Source organism: Pseudomonas sp. NPDC087614, from assembly GCF_044743485.1.
In the GTDB taxonomy this organism is placed as follows: domain Bacteria; phylum Pseudomonadota; class Gammaproteobacteria; order Pseudomonadales; family Pseudomonadaceae; genus Aquipseudomonas; species Aquipseudomonas baetica_A.
This window is the reverse complement of record NZ_JBIUWN010000055.1, coordinates 15,157-41,007: the sequence shown is the minus strand read 5'-3', so window position 1 is coordinate 41,007 and position 25,851 is coordinate 15,157. Positions and strand designations below refer to the sequence as shown.

24 protein-coding genes and 1 pseudogene are annotated in these 25,851 nt (G+C 58.6%); 13 read left to right on the top strand and 12 right to left on the bottom strand.

The window, feature by feature from the left end:
* Positions 1–1,149, bottom strand: a pseudogene (locus tag ACIOWA_RS19545) (aconitate hydratase B); the annotation flags it as partial.
* A 410-nt stretch (positions 1,150–1,559) separates the two neighbouring features.
* Between ACIOWA_RS19545 and ACIOWA_RS19540 the strand changes: the two are divergent.
* On the top strand, positions 1,560–2,030 hold the full coding sequence (locus tag ACIOWA_RS19540; RefSeq protein WP_221732659.1) for a DUF1289 domain-containing protein: 471 nt from the start codon (positions 1,560–1,562) through the stop codon (positions 2,028–2,030).
* A 102-nt stretch (positions 2,031–2,132) separates the two neighbouring features.
* Here ACIOWA_RS19540 and ACIOWA_RS19535 read toward each other — a convergent pair whose 3' ends face one another.
* Positions 2,133–2,996, bottom strand: a complete 864-nt coding sequence (locus ACIOWA_RS19535; protein WP_339432702.1) for a universal stress protein — start codon at positions 2,994–2,996, stop codon at positions 2,133–2,135.
* Between the two features lie 158 nt (positions 2,997–3,154).
* Here ACIOWA_RS19535 and ACIOWA_RS19530 point away from each other — a divergent pair, with 158 nt between their 5' ends.
* The 3 genes from ACIOWA_RS19530 (at position 3,155) to ACIOWA_RS19520 (ending at position 6,431) form a co-directional block, all read left to right on the top strand.
* Complete coding sequence (locus ACIOWA_RS19530) at positions 3,155–3,763, top strand: tRNA isopentenyl-2-thiomethyl-A-37 hydroxylase MiaE (RefSeq protein WP_339432701.1); 609 nt, start codon at positions 3,155–3,157, stop codon at positions 3,761–3,763.
* A gap of 160 nt (positions 3,764–3,923) precedes the next feature.
* Entirely contained in the window at positions 3,924–4,832 is a 909-nt protein-coding gene (gene glsB, locus ACIOWA_RS19525) for a glutaminase B (RefSeq protein WP_339432700.1), read from the top strand.
* A 96-nt stretch (positions 4,833–4,928) separates the two neighbouring features.
* Positions 4,929–6,431, top strand: coding sequence for an aldehyde dehydrogenase family protein (locus ACIOWA_RS19520; RefSeq protein WP_401161440.1), 1,503 nt, complete (start codon positions 4,929–4,931; stop codon positions 6,429–6,431).
* A 52-nt stretch (positions 6,432–6,483) separates the two neighbouring features.
* Here ACIOWA_RS19520 and ACIOWA_RS19515 read toward each other — a convergent pair whose 3' ends face one another.
* Together ACIOWA_RS19515 and cynS are read right to left on the bottom strand one after the other, a co-directional pair.
* A complete protein-coding gene (locus tag ACIOWA_RS19515; RefSeq protein ID WP_339432698.1) occupies positions 6,484–7,143 on the bottom strand; it encodes a carbonic anhydrase in 660 nt (219 codons plus the stop codon).
* A 60-nt stretch (positions 7,144–7,203) separates the two neighbouring features.
* The gene (cynS, locus tag ACIOWA_RS19510) at positions 7,204–7,671 is read right to left on the bottom strand and encodes a cyanase (RefSeq protein WP_339432697.1); all 468 of its coding nucleotides are present in this window, start codon (positions 7,669–7,671) and stop codon (positions 7,204–7,206) included.
* 122 nt (positions 7,672–7,793) lie between these two features.
* On the opposite strand from cynS, the gene cynR reads away from it, so the two are divergent.
* On the top strand, positions 7,794–8,672 hold the full coding sequence (gene cynR / locus ACIOWA_RS19505) for a transcriptional regulator CynR (protein ID WP_339494214.1): 879 nt from the start codon (positions 7,794–7,796) through the stop codon (positions 8,670–8,672).
* A 65-nt stretch (positions 8,673–8,737) separates the two neighbouring features.
* Here the strand turns inward: cynR and ACIOWA_RS19500 are convergent, their stop codons facing one another.
* The 4 genes from ACIOWA_RS19500 to ACIOWA_RS19485 all read right to left on the bottom strand — a co-directional run bounded on the left by ACIOWA_RS19500 (position 8,738) and on the right by ACIOWA_RS19485 (position 12,077).
* Positions 8,738–9,067 (bottom strand): hypothetical protein, encoded by a 330-nt coding sequence (locus tag ACIOWA_RS19500; RefSeq protein ID WP_339465601.1) that lies wholly within the window; start codon positions 9,065–9,067, stop codon positions 8,738–8,740.
* Positions 9,068–9,242: 175 nt separating this feature from the next.
* Positions 9,243–9,533: a hypothetical protein gene (locus ACIOWA_RS19495; protein ID WP_339507883.1), complete on the bottom strand. Its 291-nt coding sequence runs from the start codon at positions 9,531–9,533 to the stop codon at positions 9,243–9,245.
* Between the two features lie 45 nt (positions 9,534–9,578).
* Entirely contained in the window at positions 9,579–10,082 is a 504-nt protein-coding gene (locus tag ACIOWA_RS19490; protein ID WP_339432693.1) for a GNAT family N-acetyltransferase, read from the bottom strand.
* Positions 10,083–10,130: 48 nt separating this feature from the next.
* Positions 10,131–12,077 carry a DNA topoisomerase III gene (locus tag ACIOWA_RS19485; protein WP_401161436.1) on the bottom strand — a complete coding sequence of 649 codons (1,947 nt, stop codon included), beginning with the start codon at positions 12,075–12,077 and terminating at the stop codon, positions 10,131–10,133.
* 281 nt (positions 12,078–12,358) lie between these two features.
* Between ACIOWA_RS19485 and ACIOWA_RS19480 the strand changes: the two genes are divergently transcribed.
* Together ACIOWA_RS19480 and ACIOWA_RS19475 are read left to right on the top strand one after the other, a co-directional pair.
* Positions 12,359–13,765 carry a serralysin family metalloprotease gene (locus tag ACIOWA_RS19480; RefSeq protein WP_339465598.1) on the top strand — a complete coding sequence of 469 codons (1,407 nt, stop codon included), beginning with the start codon at positions 12,359–12,361 and terminating at the stop codon, positions 13,763–13,765.
* A gap of 145 nt (positions 13,766–13,910) precedes the next feature.
* On the top strand, positions 13,911–14,279 hold the full coding sequence (locus tag ACIOWA_RS19475; RefSeq protein ID WP_339432690.1) for a DUF427 domain-containing protein: 369 nt from the start codon (positions 13,911–13,913) through the stop codon (positions 14,277–14,279).
* 44 nt (positions 14,280–14,323) lie between these two features.
* On the opposite strand, the gene ACIOWA_RS19470 is transcribed toward ACIOWA_RS19475, so the two are convergent.
* The 3 genes from ACIOWA_RS19470 to ACIOWA_RS19460 all read right to left on the bottom strand — a co-directional run bounded on the left by ACIOWA_RS19470 (position 14,324) and on the right by ACIOWA_RS19460 (position 19,298).
* A complete protein-coding gene (locus ACIOWA_RS19470; protein WP_339432689.1) occupies positions 14,324–15,547 on the bottom strand; it encodes an SGNH/GDSL hydrolase family protein in 1,224 nt (407 codons plus the stop codon).
* Positions 15,548–15,876: 329 nt separating this feature from the next.
* Positions 15,877–17,499 carry an MFS transporter gene (locus ACIOWA_RS19465; protein WP_339432688.1) on the bottom strand — a complete coding sequence of 541 codons (1,623 nt, stop codon included), beginning with the start codon at positions 17,497–17,499 and terminating at the stop codon, positions 15,877–15,879.
* Positions 17,500–17,648: 149 nt separating this feature from the next.
* Complete coding sequence (locus ACIOWA_RS19460) at positions 17,649–19,298, bottom strand: GMC family oxidoreductase (protein ID WP_401161433.1); 1,650 nt, start codon at positions 19,296–19,298, stop codon at positions 17,649–17,651.
* 133 nt (positions 19,299–19,431) lie between these two features.
* Here ACIOWA_RS19460 and ACIOWA_RS19455 point away from each other — a divergent pair, with 133 nt between their 5' ends.
* The 4 genes from ACIOWA_RS19455 (at position 19,432) to arsH (ending at position 21,981) form a co-directional block, all read left to right on the top strand.
* Positions 19,432–20,316 carry a LysR family transcriptional regulator gene (locus tag ACIOWA_RS19455; protein ID WP_401161431.1) on the top strand — a complete coding sequence of 295 codons (885 nt, stop codon included), beginning with the start codon at positions 19,432–19,434 and terminating at the stop codon, positions 20,314–20,316.
* A gap of 106 nt (positions 20,317–20,422) precedes the next feature.
* Positions 20,423–20,770 carry a metalloregulator ArsR/SmtB family transcription factor gene (locus tag ACIOWA_RS19450; RefSeq protein ID WP_401161429.1) on the top strand — a complete coding sequence of 116 codons (348 nt, stop codon included), beginning with the start codon at positions 20,423–20,425 and terminating at the stop codon, positions 20,768–20,770.
* Between the two features lie 26 nt (positions 20,771–20,796).
* Positions 20,797–21,267 carry an arsenate reductase ArsC gene (locus ACIOWA_RS19445; protein WP_401161427.1) on the top strand — a complete coding sequence of 157 codons (471 nt, stop codon included), beginning with the start codon at positions 20,797–20,799 and terminating at the stop codon, positions 21,265–21,267.
* Positions 21,268–21,279: 12 nt separating this feature from the next.
* On the top strand, positions 21,280–21,981 hold the full coding sequence (gene arsH / locus ACIOWA_RS19440) for an arsenical resistance protein ArsH (RefSeq protein ID WP_221732639.1): 702 nt from the start codon (positions 21,280–21,282) through the stop codon (positions 21,979–21,981).
* 29 nt (positions 21,982–22,010) lie between these two features.
* On the opposite strand, the gene ACIOWA_RS19435 is transcribed toward arsH, so the two are convergent.
* Complete coding sequence (locus ACIOWA_RS19435; RefSeq protein ID WP_339432683.1) at positions 22,011–22,574, bottom strand: GNAT family N-acetyltransferase; 564 nt, start codon at positions 22,572–22,574, stop codon at positions 22,011–22,013.
* A gap of 351 nt (positions 22,575–22,925) precedes the next feature.
* Here ACIOWA_RS19435 and ACIOWA_RS19430 point away from each other — a divergent pair, with 351 nt between their 5' ends.
* Together ACIOWA_RS19430 and ACIOWA_RS19425 are read left to right on the top strand one after the other, a co-directional pair.
* Entirely contained in the window at positions 22,926–24,050 is a 1,125-nt protein-coding gene (locus tag ACIOWA_RS19430) for an HDOD domain-containing protein (protein WP_401161425.1), read from the top strand.
* Positions 24,051–24,136: 86 nt separating this feature from the next.
* Entirely contained in the window at positions 24,137–25,846 is a 1,710-nt protein-coding gene (locus tag ACIOWA_RS19425; protein ID WP_401161423.1) for an EAL domain-containing protein, read from the top strand.
* Positions 25,847–25,851: the final 5 nt, after the last annotated feature.

The following is a 25,851-nucleotide window of genomic DNA, read 5'->3' as shown; positions in this document are numbered from 1 at the left end:
GGTGAAGCCCTTGGTGCTTTCAGCCGGTGCTTCAGGCTTCTTGAACAGGTCGAACGCAGGCAGACCCAGTTCGGCGCGCGCCTTCTCGGTCAGGCCGCGGCCGATGATCAGCGGAATACGACCGCCGGCACGGACTTCGTCCAGCAGCACAGGGGTCTTCATTTCGAAGGTGGTGATGACTTCGTCGGTACCGTGCTTGCAGACTTTGCCGGCGTGCGGGTACAGGTCGATCACGTCGCCCATGTTCATGTTCGAGACGTCGAACTCGATTGGCAGTGCGCCGGCATCTTCCATGGTGTTGTAGAAGATCGGAGCGATTTTGCTGCCGAAGCAGAAACCGCCAGCGCGCTTGTTCGGCACGTAAGGAACGTCGTCACCGAAGAACCACAGCACCGAGTTGGTGGCCGATTTACGCGAGGATCCGGTACCGACCACGTCACCGACGTAGGCGATCGGGAAGCCTTGACCGCGCATTTCTTCGATCTGCTTCATCGGGCCGATGGCGCCCTGCTGATCAGGAACGATGCCGTCGCGAGCCATTTTCAGCATGGCCAGGGCGTGCAGCGGGATGTCTGGACGCGACCAGGCATCAGGGGCAGGGGACAGGTCGTCGGTGTTGGTTTCGCCGGTGACCTTGAACACGCGCAGGCTGATCTTGTCGGCCAGGGTCGGGCGGTTCTTGAACCACTCGCCGTCAGCCCAGGATTGCAGCACGGCTTGGGCGTGAGCATTGCCGTTCTTGGCTTTTTCGGCCACGTCGTGGAACGCATCGAACATCAGCAGGGTGTGCTTGAGTTGCGCGGCAGCGACGGGCGCCAGTTCGGCGTCGTCCAGCAGGTCAACCAGGGTCACGATGTTGTAGCCGCCCTGCATGGTGCCGAGCAGTTCTACAGCGCGTTTTTTGTCCAGCAGAGGGGAGGCAACTTCGCCCTTGGCCAGTGCAGACAGGAAGCCGGCTTTAACGTAAGCCGCTTCGTCCACGCCAGGTGGAATGCGATTGGTGATCAGGTCAACGAGGAATTCTTCTTCGCCAGCCGGAGGGTTCTTCAGCAGCTCGACCAGGCCTGCTGTTTGTTCGGCGTTAAGCGGCTGGGGAACGATACCCAGGGCTGCACGCTCTTCGATATGTTTGCGGTAGGCTTCAAGCACAGTTATTACCCTCATCAGTGGTCCCAAATGGGTGTCCGGGACGCTCATCCCGAAATGGCCGTACTCATGCACCTCGCGACGTTGTGGGTCGCTTGGCCAGAATTACCGGCTATTCCTTACAGAAGCTGCTTTCAAAGTTTTACGCCTGCAGAACGGGGAGCTGATGAGGGTTGGCGTTGAGTTTTTCCCCGCTGGAAAAACCCTTCGCCAACACCGCTCTGAAGGAACGACTGTGCTCGTGACGCTTTGAAAACAGCTTCTAACGGACATTGGCGCCTTAAAAGGCTGGCTGATTCTACGGCAAAAAAAAATTAAAGGTAAGTTAGGCCCTCAAGTTTGAGGGGTGATCAATGTTAGACAAAGGGCTAACATGCCGACCTGTTCCGCGTTTCAGTGCCTTTGCCAACCTTATGCCCAATCAGACCATCAAGACCCCCTGCGTCGGCCTCTGCTCCACTGTTTACGGTGATCTGGTGTGCCGTGGCTGCAAGCGTTTCCATCACGAAGTGATCAACTGGAATGGTTACAACGAGGAGGAAAAACGTGCGGTGTGGCTGCGTCTGGAGCAATTGCTGTCACAAGTGATGGCGGCCAAGGTCGAGATCTTTGATTCGGCGCGTCTGCGCCAGCAACTGGAGCAGCGCAAGATCCGCTTTGTGCCCCATCAGTCCGAGTATTGCTGGGCGTATCAGCTGATTGCCCGAGGGGCGCGGGTGATCATTAATCTGGAAGCCTACGGGATGGTGCTGCTGCCGGAGTTTCGCGACTGGAACCTGCCGGAACTGCGCGATGCCATTGATCGGGAATTCTTCCTGTTATCGGAAGCGCACTATCAGCGCTACATCGCACCGGGCTTTCTCAAAGACGCGTTTGGCGCCTGAAGGTCAAAAGTTTCGCGAGCAAGCCCGCTCCCACACGGGAATGCATTTCAAACCGTGGGAGCGGGCTTGCTCGCGAAGAGGTCCTGTGTGACGCCGCAAAACTTAATGCTTCACCGCCAATTCCAGCAAATGATCCTCAACCTCCTGCGGCTTGAGCACCAACACATCGCTTTCCAGCGTATCGAGCACCACCTCCGCCGTATTGCCGATCAACGCACCTGACAACCCGGTACGCGCCACGGTGCCGATTACGGTCACGGCTGCTTGCAGTTTGTGCGCCATGAACGGAATCAACACATCCGCTGGGCCTTCCTCGATGTGCAGATGCTCGTCATCGACATCGAACTCCGCCTGGAACGCCCTGCATTGCTCGCGATACTTCGCCTCGATTGTCGATTTGAGCTGGAAGGTCGGGTCGGCTGCCGACAGCATCGGCGACGGATGGGCGCTGATCACATGCAGATGCCCTTTGGCCAGGCTGGCAATATCAAACCCATGATCAATGATCGTGGTATGCAGATGGCGGTGTTCACCGTCGGCATTGCCGACATCGACCGCCGCCAGAATGACTCTGTCTTTCCAGGGCGTAGAGGTTTTCACCAGCAGCACCGGGGTCGGGCAGTGGCGCAACAGCTTCCAGTCCGCCGGGGTCAGCAGGGCTTTTTTCAACGAGCTGTCAGGGAAGTGCTGTTTGATCACCAGCCCGCAACCCTCGGCCTGCTGCACGTCGGTGATGGTTTCATGCAGGCTCTCGTTCCAGGCCTGTTCGGTGGTGACGCTGTAACCGTCCGCCAGCAGGGCGGCTTTGAGCACGCCGAGCATGCCGGCATGGTCGTGCTTCTTGTCGCACACCAGCAGGTGCAGATGGGCCTGGGTCACCCCTGCGATCAACTTGGCGCGCTTGAGCGCCAAGCTCTCCGAATGTTCGGGTTCGATGACCACCAGAATGCTGCGAATGGCTTGCATGAGCGGAGTCTCCAGCGAGTAAAGGGCACGGCGTTGCACAACTATAGTTGCTGCGCCAGCACCTGCGACTTGATGCATATCAACGCCAGCCGCTGGTGGTCTTCGGGCAGGCCGGTATAATCGGCGCCCTTCGCTCGAACACCTTGACCGTGAGCCCCATGATCCTTCCCGAAATCCACGAATTCCTTGGCTGCCGCACACCCGATGCCTGGGTTCAGGCCGCACTGGCCGATCAGGAAACCCTGCTGATCGACCACAAGAACTGCGAGTTCAAGGCTGCCAGCACCGCGCTGAGCCTGATTGCCAAGTATCACTCCCACGTCGACCTGATCAACATGATGTCGCGTCTGGCCCGCGAAGAACTGGTGCACCACGAGCAAGTCATGCGCCTGATGAAACGCCGCAAGATCGAGTTGCGTCAACTGCATGCCGGCCGATACGCCTCGGGCCTGCGTAAAGTGGTGCGCAGCCACGAGCCAGTGAAATTGGTGGATACGCTGGTGGTCGGTGCATTTATCGAAGCGCGCAGTTGTGAGCGGTTCGAAGCACTGGTGCCACATTTGGACGAAGAACTCGGCAAGTTTTACTTCGGCCTGTTGAAAAGCGAAGCCCGGCATTTTCAGGGGTATCTGAAACTGGCTTATCAGTATGGTGAGGCCAGGGATGTGGCTCAGGTGATCGATAAGGTGCGTGCGGCCGAACAGGAACTGATCGAATCGCCGGACGCCGAATTCCGTTTCCACAGCGGTGTGCCGGCGCTAGCCTGAAGCTCAAACTGTCGCAGCCTTCAGGGACTCTCCGATTGCCAGGGGTGCGATTGAACCAAGAATATTCTGCATGATGCCTGCCGGTGTGATTCGATGCATGCCGCCAGCGTCTAGCCTCAGTGTCCCCGCAATCCCACGGGGCGAGACTTCGGAACCCGGCATGCAAGCGCTGTTGAACGAGATCCTTGATGCTGTCCGGCCCCTGATCGGGCAGGGCAAAGTGGCTGACTACATTCCTGCCCTCGGCACCGTGGCGCCCAACCAGTTGGGCATCGCTGTGTACGGTAACGACGGCGAGATGTATTGCGCCGGTGACGCCGAGACGCTGTTCTCGGTGCAGAGTATTTCCAAGGTGTTCAGCCTGGTGCAGGCCATTGAACATTCCGGTGAGGCGATCTGGGAGCGTCTGGGCCATGAGCCGTCCGGTCAGCCGTTCAACTCGTTGGTGCAGCTGGAATTCGAACGCGGTCGCCCGCGCAATCCGTTCATCAACGCCGGCGCGCTGGTGATCTGCGACATCAACCAGTCGCGCTTTGCCGCACCGACCTTGTCGATGCGTGACTTCGTCCGGCGTCTGTCGGGCAATCCGCAGATCATGATCGATGGCAAAGTCGCCGACTCTGAATACCAGCACCGTGCACGCAACGCGGCAATGGCGTACCTGATGCAATCGTTCGGCAACTTCCACAACGACGTCGAATCAGTGTTGCGCAGTTACTTCAGCCATTGCGCGCTGCGCATGAACTGCATCGATCTGGCCCGGGCCTTTTGCTTTCTGGCCAATGACGGCTACTGCAAGCACAGCGGCGAACAGATTCTGACGCGACGCCAGACCCAGCAGGTTAACTCGATCATGGCCACCAGCGGTTTGTATGACGAGGCGGGCAACTTCGCCTATCGCGTCGGCCTGCCGGGCAAGAGTGGCGTCGGCGGCGGGATTGTCGCGGTGGTGCCTGGGCAGTTCACGGTTTGCGTGTGGTCGCCGGAATTGAATGCTGCCGGTAATTCGCTGGCGGGCATGGCGGCGCTGGAGATGCTCAGTTCGCGCATTGGCTGGTCGGTGTTCTGACCCGATTAGCCAGGCTCTGCAAACCTTGTGGGAGTGTTTTTCCGGTGAAGAATCCGCTACATTTTCCGGCCGCCCTCTGCATGGTGAATCTGCTTCATGTCTCTTGCGCTCGAACGTCTAGTCGCTGGCACGCCGATCCCTTTCGCTGGTAACCGCGTCACCGTGGTCAGCCCCGAACTGGCCGCGCGCTTTCAGCCCGGTGACCACCTGCTGGTGGAGCAGGTGAGTGGCGAGTTGTTGCTGATTCCGGTGGCCGATCAACAAGCGGCCGCCGTGGCGATTGAACGTGCGGCGGCGGCTTTTATCGCGTTGTCTGCGGTCAGCGACGAAGCGATCAGTCAGTTCTTCGATTTGTTCGCACAGCGCCTGCAAACCCCTGAGTGCTGGGCGCAGATTGAGGCAGCCAACCTTGCCGACATCGAACGGGCGAAGGCTCGCGGGCGCTCCACCACACGCTTGCTGGCCGATGAGCGCATGCGCCGCGACATGATTGCCGGCCTGCGCGCCTGGCGTGATGCCGCACCGACGCGCGGCAAAGTCATCAGCAGCGTCGAGCACGATGGCTGGAAGGTCGAGCAAGTGGTCTCGCCGCTGGGCATCGTTGCATTTGTCTTCGAAGGTCGCCCGAATGTATTTGCCGATGCGGCGGGTGTCTTGCGCACCGGTAACACCGCTGTGCTGCGTATCGGCAGCGATGCGTTGGGCACGGCGCAGGCCATTGTTGCTCACGCGTTGAACCCGGCGCTGGCTGCGGCCGGTCTGCCCGTGGGCGCGGTGTCGCTGGTGGAGAGTGTCAATCACGCCGCCGGTTGGGCGATGTTTGCTGATCGACGTCTGTCGTTGGCGGTGGCTCGTGGGTCAGGACGTGCAGTCAGTCAATTGGGCAGCATTGCCCAGCAGGCGGGCACGGCGGTCAGCCTGCATGGCACTGGGGGGGCATGGCTGATAGCCGATCGTGAGGCTGACGCAAAACGCTTTGCGGCGGTGGTGCGCAACTCGCTGGATCGCAAGGTCTGCAACACCCTGAATGTCTGCCTGATTCAGCGCGAACGTGCCGATGAACTGGTGCCGCTGTTCCTCGACGCGCTGCAACAGGCCGGTACCGCACGCGGCCAGGGCTGCAAATTGCACATCGTCGAGGGCAGCGAACGTTGTCTGCCAGGCGAGTGGCAGAACGCGACGGTCGAGGTCTATCGTGCCGAGGGTTATCAGACCGAAGCACTGGCTGAACCGTTGGCGCAGGCGGATTTGGGGCGCGAGTGGGAATGGGAAGAAACCCCGGAAGTCAGCTTGATGATCGTCGACGATCTGGATCAGGCGATTGCATTGTTCAACCGCTATAGCCCGCAATTTACCGTGTCGTTGATCAGTGAGGATGCCGCTGTTCAGGAGCGCTTCTATAACGCGGTCAACGCACCGTTCGTGGGTAATGGCATTACCCGCTGGGTCGATGGCCAGTACGCGCTGAACAAGCCGGAGCTGGGGCTTTCGAACTGGGAGAGCGGACGGTTGTTTGCGCGCAGTGCGATTCTTTCGGGCGATGGTGTGTTTACCGTGCGTAGCCGCATGACCCAGATTGATCTGGGTGTAAAGCGCTGAAAGAACCTGTGGTGGGGGAGCAGGCTCCCTCGCCACAGGGGCGCAATGTAATTCAGGCTGCTGCGCTGGTGTTTGCGTGAACGGCGCAAGTAGCCGGTTGTTCGGCCAGCGGCACAAAGGTGCGGCGGTCCGAGGACAGCGCATCGATCGAGCCGGTCTCGATGTCATACACCCAACCATGCAGATTCAGCAGGCCTTTCTCCTGTGCCAGGCGCACGCTCGGATGGGTCTGGATATTCGCCAGTTGCGCGATCACGTTTTCGCGCACCATCGAACTCAATTTTGCCGCGTCATTGGCATGTGGCCGGGCTTCGTTCACCACTTTCGCTGACTCGGCATGCTGCAACCAACCGCTGACGGCCGGCAGATGATCCATGCATTTGCATTTGGCAATCGCCGTCATCGCGCCGCAATCGGAATGGCCGCAGATCACAATGTCGGTCACACCAAGCACCGCCACCGCATATTCCACTGTCGCCGAAACCCCGCCCGGATGCGGACTGTAGGACGGCACGATATTGCCGGCGTTGCGGATCACGAACAGTTCGCCGGGTTCTTGCTGGGTCAGCAGTTCCGGGACTACACGGCTGTCGGAGCAGGTGATAAACAAGGTGCCGGGCTGCTGGGTGGTTGCCAGGTGTTTGAACAGTTCGGTGCGTTGCGGAAAGGCTTCGTTCTGGAATTTCAGGAAACCGTCGATCAGGGCTTTCATGTGCATGTCCTCGTTGAAGGGAGATCGGATGGCCCGCACGCAAAGTGCGGGCCGGGCACATCAGAACGGACGCAGGGGCAGGAACTTGCCGTCCAGGGTGACCACGGCGCGGGAGCCGCCTTCCGGGTCTTCGACTTTCTTGATGTCGAGTTTGAAGTTGATTGCGCTGATGATGCCGTCGCCGAACTGCTCGTGAACCAGTGCTTTGAGGGTGGTGCCGTAGATCTGGATCATTTCATGGAAGCGATAGATGGTCGGGTCGGTCGGCACGCCGCTGAGGCTGCCACGCAGCGGGATGATTTGCAGGGCCGCGACAGCGTCGGCGTCCAGCTCAAGCTTGTCGCCCACCACTTGGGCGGCGGTTTCCGACAGCGGATGTTGGCCGAGCAGGGCGGCGGTGACGTACGCCAGGCTGAGGCCGGTGCCGTCGGCGAGATCCTGCCACGACAGATTCTTGCGTGCCTTGATGTCCAGAATGCGGGTGGTCAGGGCCAGGCTGGTGTCGTTGTAGGCGTGGGACTGTTGCATGGTGTCACTCCTTTCAGGGGTTGGCTTGCTGTGTGGGATTGATTTTCTGCCGATTCATCCATAGCGTCCAAGACCGATATACAATGCTTTTCATAAGTCCTGCCTATAGATGGTGCTCCCACATGCTGCTGCGACATTTGCGTTACCTGCTGGCCGTTGCCGATCACGGCGGCTTCACTCGCGCGGCCGAGGCGCTGCATGTGTCGCAGCCAACCTTGTCGCAGCAGATTCGCCAACTGGAAGAAACACTGGGGGTGAGCCTGTTTGATCGAACTTCACGTACGGTCAAAGCCACCGATGCCGGCGAGGCTTACATTGAATGTGCGCGTCGGGTGCTGGTGGAGTTGGAGGCGGGCAAGCGCGCACTGCATGACGTGAAGGACCTGACCCGCGGTACGTTGCGCCTGGCGATGACGCCAACGTTTATGGCGTATCTAGTCGGGCCGCTGGTGCGCGACTACGCGGCGCGATATCCGGGGATTCATCTGGAAATCTTCGAGTTGTCGATGGACGACATCGAGGCCGGTCTGGCGGATGACTCGCTGGACATTGCGATTGCGTTCACCCCGGTACGCAGCCCGGACATCGAGTGCATTCCGGCGTTTACCGAGACCCTGGGTGTCATGGTCGGGCGCGAGCATCCGTTGTATGAAAGTGATTCAGTGCTGACGCCTGACGATATCGCGCAGCTGGATTTCGCCTTGCTGGCGTCGGACTTCATCACGCGCTTGTCGGTCGATGAGTATTTTCGTCAGCACGGAATCACGCCGCAGGTGCGCATTGAGGTGAATTCGGTGAGTACGTTGCTGGAGGTGGTGCGGCATTCGCCGATGGCGACGATGCTGCCGGAAGCGATTGCGACGTCCGATCGGGCATTGCGCAGGCTGCGGGTCGAGAGCGAAGCGCCGCAGCGTGGGGCCGCGTTGTTGCGGCGGCGCAATAACTATCACAGTGCGGCGGCGGTGGCATTTATGAATCTAATCCTGGAGCCCCCGCTCTGAACTGGAACGCAATAAAAAGGGCCTGCTTCTTATTGGAAGCAGGCCCTTTTTATTGAAGTTGTAAATCAGCAGAACCGATCAATCACCCGAACTTCGTTCTTGTTCTGCATCGCGTCCCACGCCTGTTTCAGCGTTTGCAGAACATTACCGATGAAGTCCTTGTCGGCTGCGGCTTTTTTGCCGACATAGCCGTGGCCGCGACGGTACATCTTCAGGCGGGCCAACAGGTTCTGGTTGTTCTGCTCGAACTCTTCTTCGCCAGCGTGGGGCGACAGGCAGTCGATATGCACCTGCCCCGACTTGCTGATCCACAGAATATGGCTGTCGTGGCTGTCTTTTTGCGCAGCGAACATACGAGCCAGTTCTTCGATAGTAGGTTGGTTGTTCAGATTCATGATGTTGCCCCTTGACCAGTTTGGTGATCTTTCAAAGTTGATTCGCTAATACAGGTAGCCCATCGGTTAGTTGATCCCTGGCACCGAAACCAGGACGTCAGCGCTCGCCCGTTTGAAGTACGGGGTCGTGCATCTGTTGCATGTAGTCGTGTTGAATAACTGCTACGCAATAGCGTCACAACGAAGAGAAGCAGCGAAAACCGGGAGGCCCCTTGCCGACGTTTTCAGGGTCGACCACAAGCGTCTTGAGAATTTTCGCCAGCGCTTCTCGTCCTTGTACTGGACGTTCAGGCCAGGTCAGCTTCTTCAATCTGCCTTGTGGGCAGCGTGTATCCGGAAAAAACAACTCGGCGGTCAGACGAGTTTGCTCAAGCGTGTTACCAAATGTTCCCGATCGGGGAACGTCTTCATCATGCAAAAGCAAAACGATGCCGTCAACGGTTTTGTAGTGTTTATTTTTGGTCACTACATATTGTCGGACAAAGCAGTTTTGGAATGAGAAAGGATCCGTTCAGGCAACGGAAAAAGGTGTGTGAAGGGCGTAGAACGTGCACGGGTAACCGTCCATTTCACGCTGGTGCAAGGTGAAAGCGCCACCGGTCAATTCCGGGATCAGCTTGGTCCAGAAGCGCTGTGCCGGCAGGTTGGCGTCGATATGGAAAATTTGCCATTGACCGGGGATGCGGCTCAAGAGGGCAGAGACGACAAACTGCGCGACGCCTTGGCCACGAAAGCGCCGGGCGAGGAAGAAGTAGCCGATGTTGTGTTCGGCACCCTCGATATGTGTTTCGTTATCAACGGTCACGAAGCCGGCGAGTTCGTCGTCGACCCGTATCAGGAACGGTTGGGTTGCCGGGTGACGCCAGTATTCGGATTTCGATTGGATAGGGAAGAAGCCATGTGCAGCGAGTTTCAGCGGCAACCACTGGCTGAAGTCGTACATGTAGAACTGCATCAGGTTTTCGAGGGTTTCGAGTTCATCGCGTTGGGCCGGGTGCAGTTCTAGGGTGGGCATGCTTTGGGTTCCTGAAAGTGATGGGCCTCTCGGAAACAGTAGCGTGTTTTATTTTTTGGCTGCCGGTTTTGCTTTGCGTTTCGTAGCGACGGCGGTGTTGCTCCGCGTCGATTTGCGCTTTTTCTTCCAGGGGGTGGCAGCTTTGCCGGCGGGCGGTGGGCCGCTGATGGTCAGGCTCAGATGGGAGCAGCGTGTCACTTGTTTGCTCATCCATGCCGCCTGTTTGGTGACGAACTCTTCCAGACTCATCTCGCCGCTCTGCACCATGTCCAGCGCTTGTTCCCAAATCGCTGTGGTGCCGGGGTCGGCAATGGCGCGGGGCACGGCGTCAATCAGGCTGAACGCGGCGGGTGTGGCGGCCAGCGCCTTGCCGTTTTTCACCAGATAACCGCGATCCAGCAAGCCCTGAATGATCGACGCACGGGTGGCTTCAGTACCAATGCCCGTGGTGTCCTTGAGTTTCTGCTTGAGCAGTGGATCTTCTACCAGTTTGGCGACATTCTTCATCGCCTTGATCAAATCGCCCTCGGTGTAGGGTTTGGGTGGTTGTGTCCACAGATCCTTGAGCGTCACGTTCGCAACGGCGCACTCGATGCCCTGAGATAACGCTGGCAAGGTTTGTGGCACCGGTGCCTCACGCCCCTTGGCCGGCGCGAGCGCTTCGGGTAAGGCGCGTTTCCAGCCCGGCTCGATGATCTGTTTGCCGACGGCGCGTAACGCTTGAGCGCCGCAATCGAAATCAGCCTGGGTGCGATCGTATTCATGATTGGGCAGGAACTGCGCCAGATACCGTGCGCGGATCAGTGTATAGACCGCCCGGTGTTTGCCGCTCAGGCGTTCCAGATTCTTCGCGGCAGCGGTGGGAATGATGCCATGGTGGGCGCTGACTTTGGCGTCGTTCCACGCCCGGGATTTTCGCTGAGGTTCAAGAAAACTCTGCAGCGCTTCAAGGCTTGGGTCAGCCTGACGCAACGCCGCGAGAATCCCCGGCGCCTCACTGTGCTGGCTCAGCGGCAGAAACCCGCAATCGCTGCGTGGGTAGGTGACGACTTTGTAGGTTTCGTACAGTGCCTGGGCGATGTCGAGGGTTTCCTGCGCGCCGAGGCCGAGTTTCTTCGAGCAGACTTCCTGCAAGGTGCCGAGGTCGAAGGGCAGGGGCGCCACTTCGCGCATGCGCTCGGTACGCAACTTCACCACCCCGGCACTGGCTGCACCCCTGATCGCAGCGGCAGCTTGCTGCGCCAGCGCCTGATTCAGGCAGCGATCCTGATCATCACAAACATCCGACGGGGCGCGCCATTGCGCGGTAAACGGTGTGCCGTTGTGCAGCAGTTGCACATCGATCGCCCAAAACGGCACCGGTACGAAATCGGCAATGCTGCGGTCGCGATCCACCACCAACCGCAAGGTTGGCGTTTGCACCCGACCGACCGGCAACACACCTTGATAGCCCGACTGACGGCCTAGCAGGGTGAACAGGCGGCTCATGTTCATGCCAATCAGCCAGTCTGCCCGCGAGCGACCCAGCGCCGAGTGATACAGGCTGAACGTTTCGGCCCCCGGTTTCAGCGCGGCCAAAGCCTTGCGGATTGATGCCTCATCCAGCGCTGACAGCCACAATCGGCGGATCGGCCCGCGATAGCGGCAATGCTCGACCAGTTCCCGCGCGATCATCTCGCCCTCACGGTCGGCGTCGGTGGCGATGATCAGCTCGCTGGCTTCGCCCAGCAAGCGTTTTACCGCTTTGTACTGGCTGGCGGTACGCGGCTTGACGGTCATTTTCCACTTGTCCGGGATGATCGGCAGATCCGCCAGCACCCAACGCTTGTAGCGGGCGTCGTAGGCATCCGGCGGGGCCGTTTCCAGCAAGTGGCCGATGCACCAGGTCACCGTGACGTCTGTTCCCAGCCAGCAGCCGTCGCCCCGGCGTTTTGCACCGAGTACGGCCGCAATGTCTTTGGCCTGGGAAGGTTTTTCACAGAGGTACAGCCGCATATCCACCATCGTCGATCAATGTCCGAACAGGCGCACAGAATGGCCGGAGTTAGCGTCAGGGGCAACTTTTATCTGTATGGATATACAGATAAAAAGGATTGCCGAACATGACGGGCTTTCACGGGACATGCCCGGCGCTATCGAGAAATTGAGTAGCGCCGCGTGGGTGGCTGTGTCAGGTTTTTCGCGCCTTAAAGAAAAACGCGAGCGACAGGACGGTCTCGCCAGGAGATCGCCGTGGTCTGTCGGACACTGACTCTTTTGCAACAAGGACGTAACTCATGTCTCAAGCATCTTTCCAGGCCAGCAGCGCCTACTCCGCCGTGGACACGTTCAGCCACCTGTATGACCGTGGTGTCGGGCTGGTCAACGGCAAACCCTCGTTCACTGCCGATCAGGCCGCCGACGAAATCCTGCGCAAGGGCCTGTCGTGGGGCGATAAAAATGCCGATGGCAAGATCTCCCTCAGCTACAGCTTTCTGACCGACAAACCGGCCAACTACAACCCTAAACTCGGCAACTTCAGCGAATTCAGCGCCCAGCAAAAAGCTCAAGCGGTGCTCGCCATGCAATCCTGGGCCGACGTCGCCAACGTCACTTTCACCGAGGGCAAGGGCGGCGACGGTCACATGACGTTCGGCAATTACGACGTCAGCACCGGCGGCGCAGCGTTCGCGTATTTGCCGAGCGGCGGCAGCTATGATGGCCAATCGTGGTACTTGATCAACGATCAATATCAGGTCAACAAGACCCCGGACACCAACAACTACGGGCGCCAGACCCTGACGCATGAAATCGGTCACACCCTCGGTCTGTCGCACCCTGGCGCCTACAACGCGGGCAACGGCAGCCCGACTTACGCCGACGCCAAGTACGCCGAAGACACTCGCGGTTACAGCCTGATGAGTTATTGGAGCGAAGCCAACACCGACCAGAACTTCAGCAAGGGCGGCAGCGGGGCTTACGCCTCGGCACCGTTGCTGGATGACATTGTTGCGGTGCAGAAACTCTACGGTGCCAACTACGAGACCCGCGCCGAGGACACGAGGTACGGCTTCAATTCCAACACTGACCGCGATTATTACAGCGCGACTTCGGCGTCGTCCAAAGTGGTGTTTTCGGTGTGGGACGGTGGTGGTAATGACTGGCTGGATTTCTCCGGATTCACCCAGAACCAGAAGATCAACCTCAACGAGGGTTCCTTCTCCGACGTCGGCGGTCTGGTCGGCAACGTCTCCATCGCCTATGGCGTGACCATGGAGAATGCCGTGGGCGGATCAGGCAATGACCTGCTGATCGGCAACGGGGCGGTCAATCACCTGTTTGGCGGGGCCGGCAACGACATCCTCTACGGTGGTGGCGGCGCAGATGTGCTGTGGGGCGGTGAGGGCGCGGATACCTTCGTGTTCGGCGCAGCCAGCGACTCGACCAATAACCAGCCGGACTGGATCATGGATTTCCAGAGCGGTCTGGACAAGATAGATCTGTCGGGCATTACCGCGTTTGCCACGGGGGCGGCGTCGCTGAATTTCGTCAGCAGTTTCACCGGCCATGCGGGCGATGCGATTCTGACTTACTACGCGCAGCACGGTCAGACCGGGCTGCTGGTCGACCTGACCGGGCAGGGGCAGGTTGACTTTGCCGTGGGTGTGGTAGGGCAGGCGGTGGCGACCGATATTGTTGCTTGATGCCCTGAGAAAGCGGCCCTCTCTCACCGGGAGAGGGTTGGGCGGCGTTTAGATGAGGAGCTTTTTGGCCGTTCGGCTGTGAGTCCGCCGTGAAGGAAGTCCTTGCGCTATACCTGAGCTTTCACCGCCGTCTCAGGAGAAACCCATGAAAACCCCAGGCCCCAGTCCAGTCATCGCCCTCGTAGAACTCTCAGGTTGCCTGGTAGTGAAATTCCATGGCATCCAGGTCGCCGCGTCCTCCCATGTGCTGGTTCTCAACGAGGCCAACTACCCGCCGGTCTTCTACGTCCCGCGTGAAGACATCGACGAGAAGTATTTCGCCCGCACCGACCATACCAGCTACTGCCCGTATAAAGGCGATGCCAATTATTTCAGCTTGCAGGTGCCGGGGCATGAGGGGGCGAATGCGGTGTGGACTTACGAGCATCCGAAAATATCGGTTGATCAGATCAAAAACCATGTCGCGTTTTATCCTGATCAGGTGAAGTTCGAGGTGATCGAAGCGGATGTTTAGTCCAGGAGGTGCCCGCCGCCGGGTGTGCGGTGGCGGGCTGATACTTACTTGGCCTTGCGTTTTGTCGCCGTTTTGCCTTTTGTCGGCGCAACCTGACGAGACCGCGGTGTGCGCTTGACCGCAGGTGGCGCTTGCACAGGCGCCCACTGATTCTGTACGGGCACCTGGATGCCCGCTTGAACCGTTGCAAGGGATTGTTCGAGTCTATTGAATGCCTCCAACGCGGTGGTCTTGGCCTGGGCTTTGACTAGCGCCTGTTTTGACGTCAACAGTGAATCCATCTTGTCCTCAAATTGCTTGGCCATACGCTTGTAAGCCAAGGCGTTCAGGTGCAGTTCGTTGATCCAGTCGTCGTCGTTGATCAGATTTCGCAGATCAATGAAATAGACATCGGGATGAGCGTCGGCAACAGACTTGAGCATGGTATTGAGCTGATCAATAAAGTCCGTGACGATTTGGCGTTGAACCTGCGGGTTCATGATGTTCTTGCGCGTCAGCGATGGGCGCAGCCATGGGCCGATGAAGCGGTAGTTACCAATGTTGACCACGCCTTTGCCTGTCGGAATAGCACGCCCGTAACCATGGAAAATGATCTTGATTTTCGGGTGAGCGGCTTTTACTCGTTTGATCATGTCTTCATAGGCGTTACGAAAGACCCGGTCAACGGTGTCATTGACATAATCGGTTCGCACCAGTGAGGCGGGCGAGGCATCGGCATGGTTCAGGAAAGACGCGAATTCGTCACCGGCAATGTCATTGCCAGCACCGGAAAACAGAAAAAATGCCGGTTTGATCCGTTTGATTTCCGCCAGTACATCCTCAAACTCGGGCCGCGGTCGGGTCCAGGCTCCGTCTTTGATTTCTGTCCCGTAAACCATGTTTTCCAGCGTGTCGCCACCCGAAGCGAAACTCTTGATCTTGTAGCCGGACGTCAGCTTCAGCCACTTGATGATGTCCACGCCGGGCAAATAGTCGAACCAGGAGTCTCCCTGTGCCACGACGTCTACGCCGTTGGAACCGAAGAAGAATCCAGTGACACCCTCAACCTGCTTTTGCGCTGGCTGATCGTGTTGCCATATTGCCAGATCTATTTTTGCTAACGCGTCTTCACTTTCATAGTTCATGTCGGCAGTCCTTTTTTCGGTAAACCCAGTGGAACCAATGTTTTCGCGGTTCCGTTCATTGAGTCCGAACGACGTCATGAGGGTGCTGCTACGTCCAGACTGTTCAGCACTACTGTTTTTCGCCACGCCGGATGCATCCGGCATGCTGCGAGCGATTGTTAACGATGAGACTCGTCCGGGGTTGAACACTCGGGCAGGCGTCGACTGGAGGGGAGATGTGCACGAGGGTGCGTCGTGTGGCGTACATGGAAGGATCCTCGATCCAGGAGGTTCGATCCCCCACGTCACGAACGCTTTTCTGCGTCGCAGGGCTTTGCTCTGAAATTATCGTAGACGAGTTTTGGCCAATGCAAAAGACAACCCCCAGAGGAGTTTTCGGCACGGCCTCGACGCGCCGGGGCAACTGCGGTATTTCAATCCTCCAGTGGCGGGAGGGCTTGCCCCGTCCACTGAAGGCGTGCTGGAGGGCCTGTTCAGTTCTTGTCGAGATCGATATTCTTCGTCTCACGCAAACAGATCATCCCCACCACCAGACTGACCCCGGTAATCAACACCGGGTACCATAGCCCGTAGAAAATATCCCCGGTGTACACCACCAGCGCAAACGACACGGTCGGCAGGAAACCGCCAAACCAGCCATTGCCAATGTGGTACGGCAGGGACATCGAGGTGTAGCGGATGCGGGTCGGGAACAGTTCGACCATCAGCGCCGCCAGCGGCCCGTAGCACATGGCCGAGATAATGATCAGGGCGACGATCAGGGCGACGATCATCGGTTTGTTGATTTGCTGCAGGTCGGCCTGTTGCGGATACCCGGCCAACGTCACGGCACCGCGCAGGGCCGCTTCGTCGTAGCCGTCGATCTTCACGTCGCCGATGCTCACCTGCACGCCGCTGCCGGTCGGTGCGGCGACACTGGAGTAGGGCAGGCCTTGTTTGACCAGGAAGGTTTTGACCTTGTCGCACGGGCTGTCGAATTTGGCCTTGCCCACCGGATCGAACTGGAAGGTGCAGGTCGCTGGGTCGGCCAGCACGGTGATCGGTGCCTGACGACTGGCCTGGTCAATCGCCGGGTTGGCGTAGTGGGCCAGGGATTTGAAGATCGGGAAGTACAGCACGGTGGCCAGCAACAGGCCGAGCATCAGCACTGGTTTACGTCCGACTTTGTCCGACAGCCAGCCGAAAATAATGAAAAACGGCGCACCGATCACCACGCTGATGATCAGCAGCGTGTTGGCCACCGCCGGGTCCATTTTCAAGAACTGCGTGAGGAAGAACAGTACATAAAACTGCGCCGCGTAGAAGGTCACCGCTTGCCCGGCATTGATGCTGAACAGGGCGATCAGCACGACTTTGAGGTTTTCCCATTTGCCGAAGGATTCGCGGATCGGCGCCTTCGAGGTTTTGCCTTCCTTTTTCATTTTCAGATAGGCCGGCGATTCGTGCAGGCTCAGGCGGATCCAGGTGGAGATGCCCAGCAGCACAACCGACAGCAGGAACGGAATCCGCCAGCCCCAGACTTCGAACTGATCGCCCGTGAAGTAGCGGCAACCGAGTACCACCAGCAGCGACAGCAGCAAACCGAGGGTGGCGGTGGACTGAATCCAGCTGGTGTGCAAACCGCGTTTGCCGATGGGCGCGTGTTCTGCGACATAGGTTGCCGCGCCGCCGTATTCACCGCCGAGCGCCAAGCCTTGAAGCATGCGCAACAACACCAGAATGATCGGTGCGGCGATGCCGATGCTGGCGTAGTTCGGCAGCAAACCCACGCAGAAGGTCGCGATCCCCATCAAAATGATGGTCGCCAGAAACGTGTACTTGCGCCCGATCATGTCACCCAACCGACCGAACACCAGCGCCCCGAACGGCCGTACGACAAATCCCGCCGCAAATGCCATTAGCGCAAAGATGAAGGCAGTCGTGTCATTGACCCCGGCGAAAAACTGCTTGCTGATCACCGCCGCGAGGGCGCCGTAGAGGAAGAAGTCATACCATTCGAACACCGTCCCCAGGGACGAGGCGAAGATGACTTTCTGCGTGGCATTGCTGGTGCTGGCGCCGCTCGCGGCATCCAGCGGCTGAACGTGTTCTGACATATCGGTATCCCTCACAGTGATTGTTTTTGTTGTTCCACTGGTGTTGCGTGTCCGGGTGATGCGCGATGCCCATGAATCAAACGCCAATCTCCTTGTGGGAGCGGGTGTGCTCGCGATAGCGGTGCTTCAGCCAACTTCAATGTTGAATGTCATACCGTCATCGCGGGCAAGCCCGCTCCCACAGGGTGGGTGTTTAGTGTTGGTTTGAGGATCAGTTGCGCTGCTTTCTCGGCAATCATCAGCGTCGGCGAACAGGTGTTGCCCGAGGTGATGCGCGGCATGATCGAGGCGTCGGCAATGCGCAAACCCGGCACACCATGCACGCGCAACTGCGCATCGACCACCGCATCGGCGTCATTGCCCATTCGACAGGTACCGACCGGGTGAAAAATCGTCGTGCCGATTTTCGCCGCCGCTTCGTGCAACGCTTCCTCGCTCTGCAGGCTGTCGCCCGGCAGATACTCGACCGGTTTATACGCTTGCAGGGCAGGGGCGCTGACGATGCGTCGGGTCAGGCGAATCGCATCCGCCGCCACGCGCAGGTCTTCAGGATGGCTCAGGTAATTGGGCTGAATCAGCGGTGCGTCTTGTGGGTTGGCTGAGCGAATGTCGATGCGGCCACGGCTCTGCGGGCGCAGATCGCACACCGAAGCGGTGAACGCCGGAAAACTGTGCAACGGCTCGCCAAAGCGCTCCAGAGACAACGGCTGTACGTGATATTCAAGGTTGGCTGATGTCTGCTCCGGCCCTGAGCGCGCAAAGGCGCCCAACTGACTCGGCGCCATCGACAATGGCCCGCTGCGGTCATACAGATAACGCAGGCCCATGCCCATCTTGCCCCACACGCTGCCAGCGATCTGGTTCAGGGTGCGGGCGTTTTCCAGTTTGTAGATCAGGCGCAATTGCAGGTGATCCTGCAGATTGCCGCCCACCCCGGGCAGTTCATGTAGCACGCCGATCCCCAGTCGCTCCAACAACCCACGCGGACCGATGCCCGAACGCTGGAGAATATTCGGCGACCCAACGGCGCCTGCGCACAGGACGATTTCCTTGCGCGCCTTGAAGCGTTTGACCTGACCCTCGTGACGCGCACTGACAGCCGTCGCGCGACCGTCCTTGAGCAATACCCGATCGACCTCAACTCCGGTCAGCACCGTCAGGTTCACGCGATTGCGCAGCGGTTTGAGAAAGGCCTTGGCCGCGTTCCAGCGCACGCCGGCCTTCTGGTTGACCTGAAAGTAACCGCAACCTTCGTTATCGCCCTGATTGAAGTCATCGATGCTGGCAATGCCGCTTTGTTCGGCAGCGCTGCGAAATGCATCCAGAATGGGCCAGGACAGCCGCTGTTGCTCAACCCGCCATTCGCCCTTGGCGCCGTGAAACTCAGCTGCGCCGGCAAAGTGGTTTTCGCTTTGTTTGAACAGCGCCAGCACATCGTTCCAGGCCCAGCCCGGATTGCCTTCGGCCGCCCAGCCGTCGTAGTCGTTGGCCTGGCCGCGCATGTAGATCATGCCGTTGATGGAAGAACAGCCGCCCAGTACCTTGCCGCGCGGATAGCTCAGTGCGCGGCCGTTGAGGCCCTGTTGTTCTTCGGTTTTGAAGCACCAGTCGGTGCGCGGGTTGCCGATGCAGAACAGGTAACCGACAGGAATGTGAATCCACGCATAGTTGTCGCGCCCGCCGGCTTCGAGCAACAGCACGCGCTGCTGTGGATCGGCCGACAGTCGATTGGCCAGCAAACACCCGGCAGGGCCGGCGCCGACCACGATGTAGTCGTATTCATCGAGGGAAGTCTGCATTCCCTGACCTCGCTTTTTGTTTTTATTGTCGGACACTCTAGTTGTTAGCTTTCGTTAAAAGAATGTTAGTTTTTGCGCAGCCGCTGTGCGTTTTTAAACAGCCTTGAATGACGATCGCTGACAAGGACACCCCATGTTCGACTGGAACGACCTGCGGTTTTTTCTTGAGTTGCAACGCAGCGGCCGGCTGCTCACCGCCGCCCGCCGGCTGAACACGACCCATGCCACCGTTGCCCGCCACATCGAAGCCATCGAAAAAAGCCTCGGCACCGCGCTGTTCGTCCAGCACGCCCAAGGTTACGAAATGACCCCGGCGGGGGAGGCGTTGCTCAAACACGCCGAAGCCATGGAAAACGTCGCACTGCTGGCCCAGGAAGAAATCACCCAGTCCACGGCGCCGCTGGGCAAGATCCGCGTCGGTGTGACCGAAGGCCTGGGCATCAAATTCCTCGCCAGTCGCATGATCGGCCTGTTCGAACGCTACCCGGGGCTGGAAGTGGAACTGGTGGCTGTGCCGCGCTTTGTCAGCATCCTCAACCGAGAAGCGGAAATCAGCATTCACCTGGAGCGCCCGGCGGCCGACATGCTGGTCACGCGCAAACTCACTGACTACCGCCTCGCGCTCTATGCCAGCCAGCGCTATCTCGACAACGCGCCGGCGTTGCGCAGTCGCGAAGATCTTGGGCGGCACGCGTGGATTGGTTATGTCGATGATTTGTTGTTCAGTCAGGAACTGATGTTTCTCAACAGTTTCTGTCGCAGCCCTCGGGTGGTGTTTCACAGCACCAGCGTCATCGCCCAGCAGGAGGCGGCGCGCTCGGGATTGGGGATTGCCGTGTTGCCGTGCTACATGGCCGCCGCCGATCCGGACCTGGTCGCGTTGTTGCCCGATGACAGCATCGAGCGCAGCTACTGGATCAGCACGCGGCGTGAGTTGCACAAATCGGTGAGGCTGCGGGTGGTTTGGGACTATGTGGTGGGGCTGTGTGAAGCCGAGCAGGGGCTATTACGCGGTTAACCCAGCTAACACCCATCCACAGGGGGGATTCGGTGTGTTTGGGGCCGGGGTTGATTAATATATGGATATCCGTATATTCGATTTTCCGTATGTATGGTGCGTCCAGATGATCACCCCCCCTGAACTCTTCAAAAGCCTGGCCGACGAGACCCGCGTGCGTGCCACGCTGTTGATCGCCGACCAAGGCGAATTGTGCGTCTGCGAGCTGATGTGCGCTCTCGACGACAGCCAGCCGAAAATCAGCCGCCACCTCGCGCAACTGCGCAGTAACGGGCTGTTGCTCGATCGCCGTCAGGGCCAATGGGTTTATTACCGGCTCAACCCGGATCTGCCCGAGTGGGTCCGCGACATCCTGCAAGTGACTGCAAAGGCCAACGCCGATTGGCTCAAGGACAACGCCGCCCGTCTGCACAACATGGATGGACGTCCCGTGCGCGATAGCGCGTGTTGCTGAATCCCCACACTTTTTAGGAGCACTCCATGCGAGTTTTGTTCATGTGCACGGCCAACAGTTGCCGCAGCATTTTGTCTGAAGCGATGTTCAATCACTTGACCCCGTCGACACACGAGGCGGTAAGTTCCGGCAGCTTCCCCAAAGGCCAGGTGCTGCCGCGCAGTTTGTCGACCTTGCAGCAGGCCGGCATCAGCATCGATGGCTTGTACAGCAAGGGCAACGACGCTTTCGAAGACCACCTGCCAGACATCGTCATTACCGTTTGCGATAAGGCCGCCGGCGAAAGCTGCCCGGTGTATTTCGGCCCGGCGCTGAAAGCCCATTGGGGCCTTGAAGATCCCTCCGACGTGGCCGGCGACGACGCGACGGTCGAGGCGGCGTTTCGCTCGACGTTGGGGCGCATCGAACGGCGTTGCCAGGCCTTTCTCGACCTTCCCTTTGACCGACTCAACCGCGATGAACTCAAGCGCGAGCTGGATCGGATCGGCACCCTTTAAGCAGGATTCCCCATGTCTGAACAACTGCCCAATCTTGACCTGAGCCTGTTCGAAAGCGAGCAGCATCCGAAGCCGCCAAGCACGCACAAGCCAAGGATTTTGTTGCTCTACGGATCGACCCGCGAACGCTCCTTCAGCCGTCTGTTGGTCGAAGAGGCCGCGCGCCTGCTCGAGCACTTTGGCGCCGAGACGCGCATTTTCAATCCTTCAGAGTTGCCCCTGCCCGACGATGTCCCTGTCGAACACCCCAAAGTGCAGGAACTGCGCGATCTGGTGCTGTGGTCGGAAGGCCAGGTCTGGTGCTCGCCGGAGCGCCACGGCGCGATGTCGGCAGTGTTCAAGGCGCAAATCGACTGGATCCCCCTGGCGCTCGGCGCCGTTCGTCCCACTCAGGGCAAAACGCTGGCGGTGATGCAGGTCTGCGGCGGTTCACAGTCGTTCAATGTGGTCAATCAGTTGCGCGTGCTGGGGCGCTGGATGCGCATGTTCACCATCCCCAATCAATCCTCGATCCCCAAGGCGTTCATGGAGTTCGACGAGGCGGGGCGGATGAAACCCTCGCCGTTCTATGACCGCGTCGTCGATGTGATGGAAGAATTGGTGAAGTTCACCGTGTTGCTGCGCGACAGTCAGGCCTATCTGGTCGATCGTTATTCAGAGCGCAAGGAGTCGGCCGAGCAACTGATGGCTCGGGTCAACCAGCGTTCGATCTGACGCCCTGGTTGCCAGTGCGCGACGTGGCGCTACAAATGCAGGCGATGGATGACCTGGCGGCTATCGTCGGGATCCGTGTGGGTTTCAAAGCCCAGGGCTCTGGCCAGGTCGCGCATGGCCGTGTTGTTGGCCGAGTCCACCGAGTACAGGTGCGTGAAACCGTTTTTGCCAGCCGCTTTGATCAGATGCTCCATCAGTAAGGTACCCAGGCCCAGATGCGCCCACTCATCGGCGACAGTCACGGCGCATTCACCTTCCTGCTCGCCCGTGGCGGCGTAGCGGCTGACACCGATTTCGATCAATTCGCCGTTTTCGTGAACCAGGGCAATGAAAGCGGCGCGTTGCTTTTGATCAATGTCCATCAACTGATCGAGCAGCGCCGTGCCCGGCTCGCTGATCTGCGCCAGAAAGCGCATGTGGCGGGACTCGGGGGACAAACGCTGGATAAACGTGTACTCGCGTTCGCGGTCGTTGTCCGCCAGTGGCCGGATCAACACATGCCGGCCGTCCTTGAGCGATTCGATCCAGTATTCACCGGTGTGTGCGGCGTAAGCGGCCGTCGCCCGGTCATTGTGGTCTTTGACAGTGAGCATGATGTGAACCTCCAGCGAGGGAAAGAGCAACGCGCGGTTGTACTGCGCTCATTCCTTTCTACACTGTTAACGACGCTGGCGTCTGATCTGATTCAAACCGACGCTAAACGTACCCCGTCGCTCGACTTCCAACCCTGTCAGGCCAACCGGAGGATGCAGCCGGACTTTGTTGTTTGTGAAAAACTCGCGCAGGTCAATTGAGTTGCAGATGAGCGCCACAGTGAGCCACCACGTCTTGCGTTGATAACGACCGGATCCCACGATCTACGCCCAACGACTACTATTGCTGCGGATGGTCGATAGTTTGTTACACGTCGTAAAGCAGGCCGTCGATCCGGTGAGGAATACCGAATGCGAGTGATGATTCTGGATGATGACCCTTGGATTTCAGATCTTTTAAAACAACTGGTGTTGAGTATTCGCCCGGCGGCACAGGTCGATTGCTATATCGACGTTGCTAGTGCTTTGGCTGCCTGGCACCCAGGTACCTATCAACTGGTCATCGCGGACTGGAATCTGCCAGATGCGCCGGGCGTTGACCTGCTGCACAGCATTCGCCAAAAAGATCACGACATGCCGCTGATCATCATCACCGGGCGCGCCGACCGAGACAGCGTGCTGGCGGTGAAATCGCTGAGGGTCAGCGCATTTTTTACCAAGCCCTTTCAGGTTTCACGCCTTGTCGAGCGCCTGGAGGCACTGCTTCCGCCGGATGACCCGCTGCGCCCCCCCACGATCAATACTGAAGACTTACCCAGCTATCTCGGCAGTTTGACTGCGGACGAACTGGACTTGCCTTTACTCGCCTCGGTAAAGGAAAAGCTTCAGCTTGGCTATGGCGGCGCCGTACTGGATCTGCGCGAACTCGCCAATGATTGGCAGTATGACCCGGCCTTGTGCGCCCATTTGATCGCTGCCGCCAACAGCGCCGCGTATCTCGGCCAGGGCCAGCCGTGCACGAACCTGAAAGCGGCACTCACCCGGTTAGGCGGGTTGACCAGCGTCAACCTGGCGATCAGCCAGGCGTTGCGACAGAGCGCAACGCACCCCGGCGCTATGCTCATGCCAGGGGTTCAGGCACTTCTGGATGATTCCGAGCGGTTGGCTGAAAGAGTTGTGCTTCTGGCCCAGCAGTGCGGGCTTGATCCTGCGCCGATGCAAACGGCCGCACTGTTGCACCGCATGGGCGAACTCTGTGTGTATTACCAGACCCAGAAATGGGAGAACCTGGGCAATAGCGTTAGTGAAGAGGCACTCTTGCACGCTGTCCGCGATTTTGCGGCGCCTTTTGCCGTTCGATTGAAAGCAAGCTGGGGTCTGCCGATGGTTTTGCGTGAGCTGATTGGTGCTATTTATGTCTTGCCGACCCTGCAAGTGCGTCGTGAACAGGTCGTGATGCGTTTGGCCGCCGCCATGAGTAATGGCGAACCCGAAGCAGACGTTGAAAGGCTTCAACGGTTGGCCGGTCTGGCCTGAGCGTGTCTGGTAGTGCGAGGGTGGAGCAGGGCGCGGACTCAGGGTTGTCGGTTATTCAATGCAAGGAATTTGCGAGGAGCAACGGAATGCGCAATCAGCCGTTTAGTCTCAAACCGGTCCTCCTGATCGTTGATGACCAGATTACCGCCTTGAGAACACTGAGCAGTGCCGTGTCTGACCTGGCTGAAGTCCATACGGCCCAAAGTGGTCAGCAAGCCCTCGATATCGCCCGTCAATGCCGGCCCGATGTGGTCTTGCTTGATATCGAAATGCCCGGTATGAACGGTTTCGAGGTGTGTCGGATACTCAAGTCTGACCCGGAACTGTTTAGCGTCGCGGTCATTTTTGTCAGCGCTCATACGCAAACAAGCGCTGAATTGCTGGCGATGGAGTGCGGTGGCGTGGACTTCATTCAAAAACCGTTGAATATTCCGGTTGCCAGAGCCCATATCAAAGCTCACATCGCCTTGCGCGTAGAGGCCAAGAGGCTGGCCAATCACGATGCTCTGACGGGCCTGCCCAACCGGATCCTGTTGCAGGACCGCACCGAGCAGGCCTTGCAAAAGGCCCGTCGCAGGCAGGGGCGTGTGGCGATGCTCCTGATTGATCTGGACAACTTCAAGGTCATAAACGATTCGATGGGCCACTCGGTCGGTGATCTGGTGCTGCGGGAGGTTGCAGCGCGAATATCGGGTTCCCTGCGCATGGAGGACACTGTCAGCCGGCAAGGGGGAGACGAGTTCATCCTGCTCTTGCCTGAGGTGGTCGGGTTCGATGCCATGGGGGACTTCGCGCAAAGGCTGCTCGAGATCATCGCCAGTCCTTTTTCAATTCAGGGTAACCGCTACGACCTGTCGGCGAGCATCGGCATCAGCGTGTTCCCTGAAGACAGCGACGACATGGAATCGCTGCACCGACATGCTGATGCGGCCATGTATCAGGCGAAACTTTCAGGGCGTAATCGCTACTGTTTTTTTTCCTCGCATATCGAGAGCAGCATGCGCGCCAGGCACCTGCTTGAACGCCACATGCGCAACGCTTTGGAAGAAGGCGTTTTTGAAGTTTTCTACCAGGCGAAGGTTGATGCCCGACATAACCGCATCATTGGCATGGAGGCGCTGATCCGCTGGCGCAATCCTGAAGGGGTTCTGGTCTCTCCTGCCGATTTCATCCCGTTGGCAGAAGAAACGGGGCTGATCATCCCTATTGGTAAATACGTTTTGTTGCAGGCCTGCAGGGACACCAGGACACTTCGCGAACTGGGCCATGACATTTCCATCAGCGTGAATATCTCCGTCGTGCAATTTCGCGAGGCGTCCTTTCTGACCATGGTCGAAGACATCCTGCTTGAGTCTGGATTGGAGGGCAGATATGTGGAACTGGAGATCACCGAGGGGGTACTGGCACGGGACATTGAAAGCGCCCGAGAAACCCTCTTTCATCTCAAAACGCTCGGCGTTCGTATTTCGATCGACGATTTCGGCACCGGTTATTCAAGCCTGGCTTACCTGAAACGGTTTCCGATCGATGTTCTGAAAATAGATCAGAGTTTTGTGCGAGACATGATCACCGATAAAAGCGATTCGGCCATCATCGCAGCAATCATCAAGTTAGGTCAGGCGCTAGGTCTGGAGTTGGTGGCCGAAGGTGTCGAAACCCAGGAACAGGCTCATGCACTTCTGGAACTGGGTTGTCAGATCATGCAAGGCTATCTGTATTGCCGCCCGATCAATTTTGTGCAAATAAAGTCGTTTTTATCTGCTGGGCTAGACGTTACTGTTCCCACTTTGAGCTAAGTTGC

Bases quoted from the DNA above. Each gene is read 5' to 3' on its own strand.
- ACIOWA_RS19540 (WP_221732659.1), top strand. From the start codon at position 1,560: ATGCCCAATCAGACCATCAAGACCCCCTGCGTCGGCCTCTGCTCCACT.
- ACIOWA_RS19535 (WP_339432702.1), bottom strand. From the start codon at position 2,996: ATGCAAGCCATTCGCAGCATTCTGGTGGTCATCGAACCCGAACATTCG.
- ACIOWA_RS19530 (WP_339432701.1), top strand. From the start codon at position 3,155: ATGATCCTTCCCGAAATCCACGAATTCCTTGGCTGCCGCACACCCGAT.
- glsB (WP_339432700.1), top strand. From the start codon at position 3,924: ATGCAAGCGCTGTTGAACGAGATCCTTGATGCTGTCCGGCCCCTGATC.
- ACIOWA_RS19520 (WP_401161440.1), top strand. From the start codon at position 4,929: ATGTCTCTTGCGCTCGAACGTCTAGTCGCTGGCACGCCGATCCCTTTC.
- ACIOWA_RS19515 (WP_339432698.1), bottom strand. From the start codon at position 7,143: ATGAAAGCCCTGATCGACGGTTTCCTGAAATTCCAGAACGAAGCCTTT.
- cynS (WP_339432697.1), bottom strand. From the start codon at position 7,671: ATGCAACAGTCCCACGCCTACAACGACACCAGCCTGGCCCTGACCACC.
- cynR (WP_339494214.1), top strand. From the start codon at position 7,794: ATGCTGCTGCGACATTTGCGTTACCTGCTGGCCGTTGCCGATCACGGC.
- ACIOWA_RS19500 (WP_339465601.1), bottom strand. From the start codon at position 9,067: ATGAATCTGAACAACCAACCTACTATCGAAGAACTGGCTCGTATGTTC.
- ACIOWA_RS19490 (WP_339432693.1), bottom strand. From the start codon at position 10,082: ATGCCCACCCTAGAACTGCACCCGGCCCAACGCGATGAACTCGAAACC.
- ACIOWA_RS19485 (WP_401161436.1), bottom strand. From the start codon at position 12,077: ATGCGGCTGTACCTCTGTGAAAAACCTTCCCAGGCCAAAGACATTGCG.
- ACIOWA_RS19480 (WP_339465598.1), top strand. From the start codon at position 12,359: ATGTCTCAAGCATCTTTCCAGGCCAGCAGCGCCTACTCCGCCGTGGAC.
- ACIOWA_RS19475 (WP_339432690.1), top strand. From the start codon at position 13,911: ATGAAAACCCCAGGCCCCAGTCCAGTCATCGCCCTCGTAGAACTCTCA.
- ACIOWA_RS19470 (WP_339432689.1), bottom strand. From the start codon at position 15,547: ATGCCGGATGCATCCGGCGTGGCGAAAAACAGTAGTGCTGAACAGTCT.
- ACIOWA_RS19465 (WP_339432688.1), bottom strand. From the start codon at position 17,499: ATGTCAGAACACGTTCAGCCGCTGGATGCCGCGAGCGGCGCCAGCACC.
- ACIOWA_RS19460 (WP_401161433.1), bottom strand. From the start codon at position 19,298: ATGCAGACTTCCCTCGATGAATACGACTACATCGTGGTCGGCGCCGGC.
- ACIOWA_RS19455 (WP_401161431.1), top strand. From the start codon at position 19,432: ATGTTCGACTGGAACGACCTGCGGTTTTTTCTTGAGTTGCAACGCAGC.
- ACIOWA_RS19450 (WP_401161429.1), top strand. From the start codon at position 20,423: ATGATCACCCCCCCTGAACTCTTCAAAAGCCTGGCCGACGAGACCCGC.
- ACIOWA_RS19445 (WP_401161427.1), top strand. From the start codon at position 20,797: ATGCGAGTTTTGTTCATGTGCACGGCCAACAGTTGCCGCAGCATTTTG.
- arsH (WP_221732639.1), top strand. From the start codon at position 21,280: ATGTCTGAACAACTGCCCAATCTTGACCTGAGCCTGTTCGAAAGCGAG.
- ACIOWA_RS19435 (WP_339432683.1), bottom strand. From the start codon at position 22,574: ATGCTCACTGTCAAAGACCACAATGACCGGGCGACGGCCGCTTACGCC.
- ACIOWA_RS19430 (WP_401161425.1), top strand. From the start codon at position 22,926: ATGCGAGTGATGATTCTGGATGATGACCCTTGGATTTCAGATCTTTTA.
- ACIOWA_RS19425 (WP_401161423.1), top strand. From the start codon at position 24,137: ATGCGCAATCAGCCGTTTAGTCTCAAACCGGTCCTCCTGATCGTTGAT.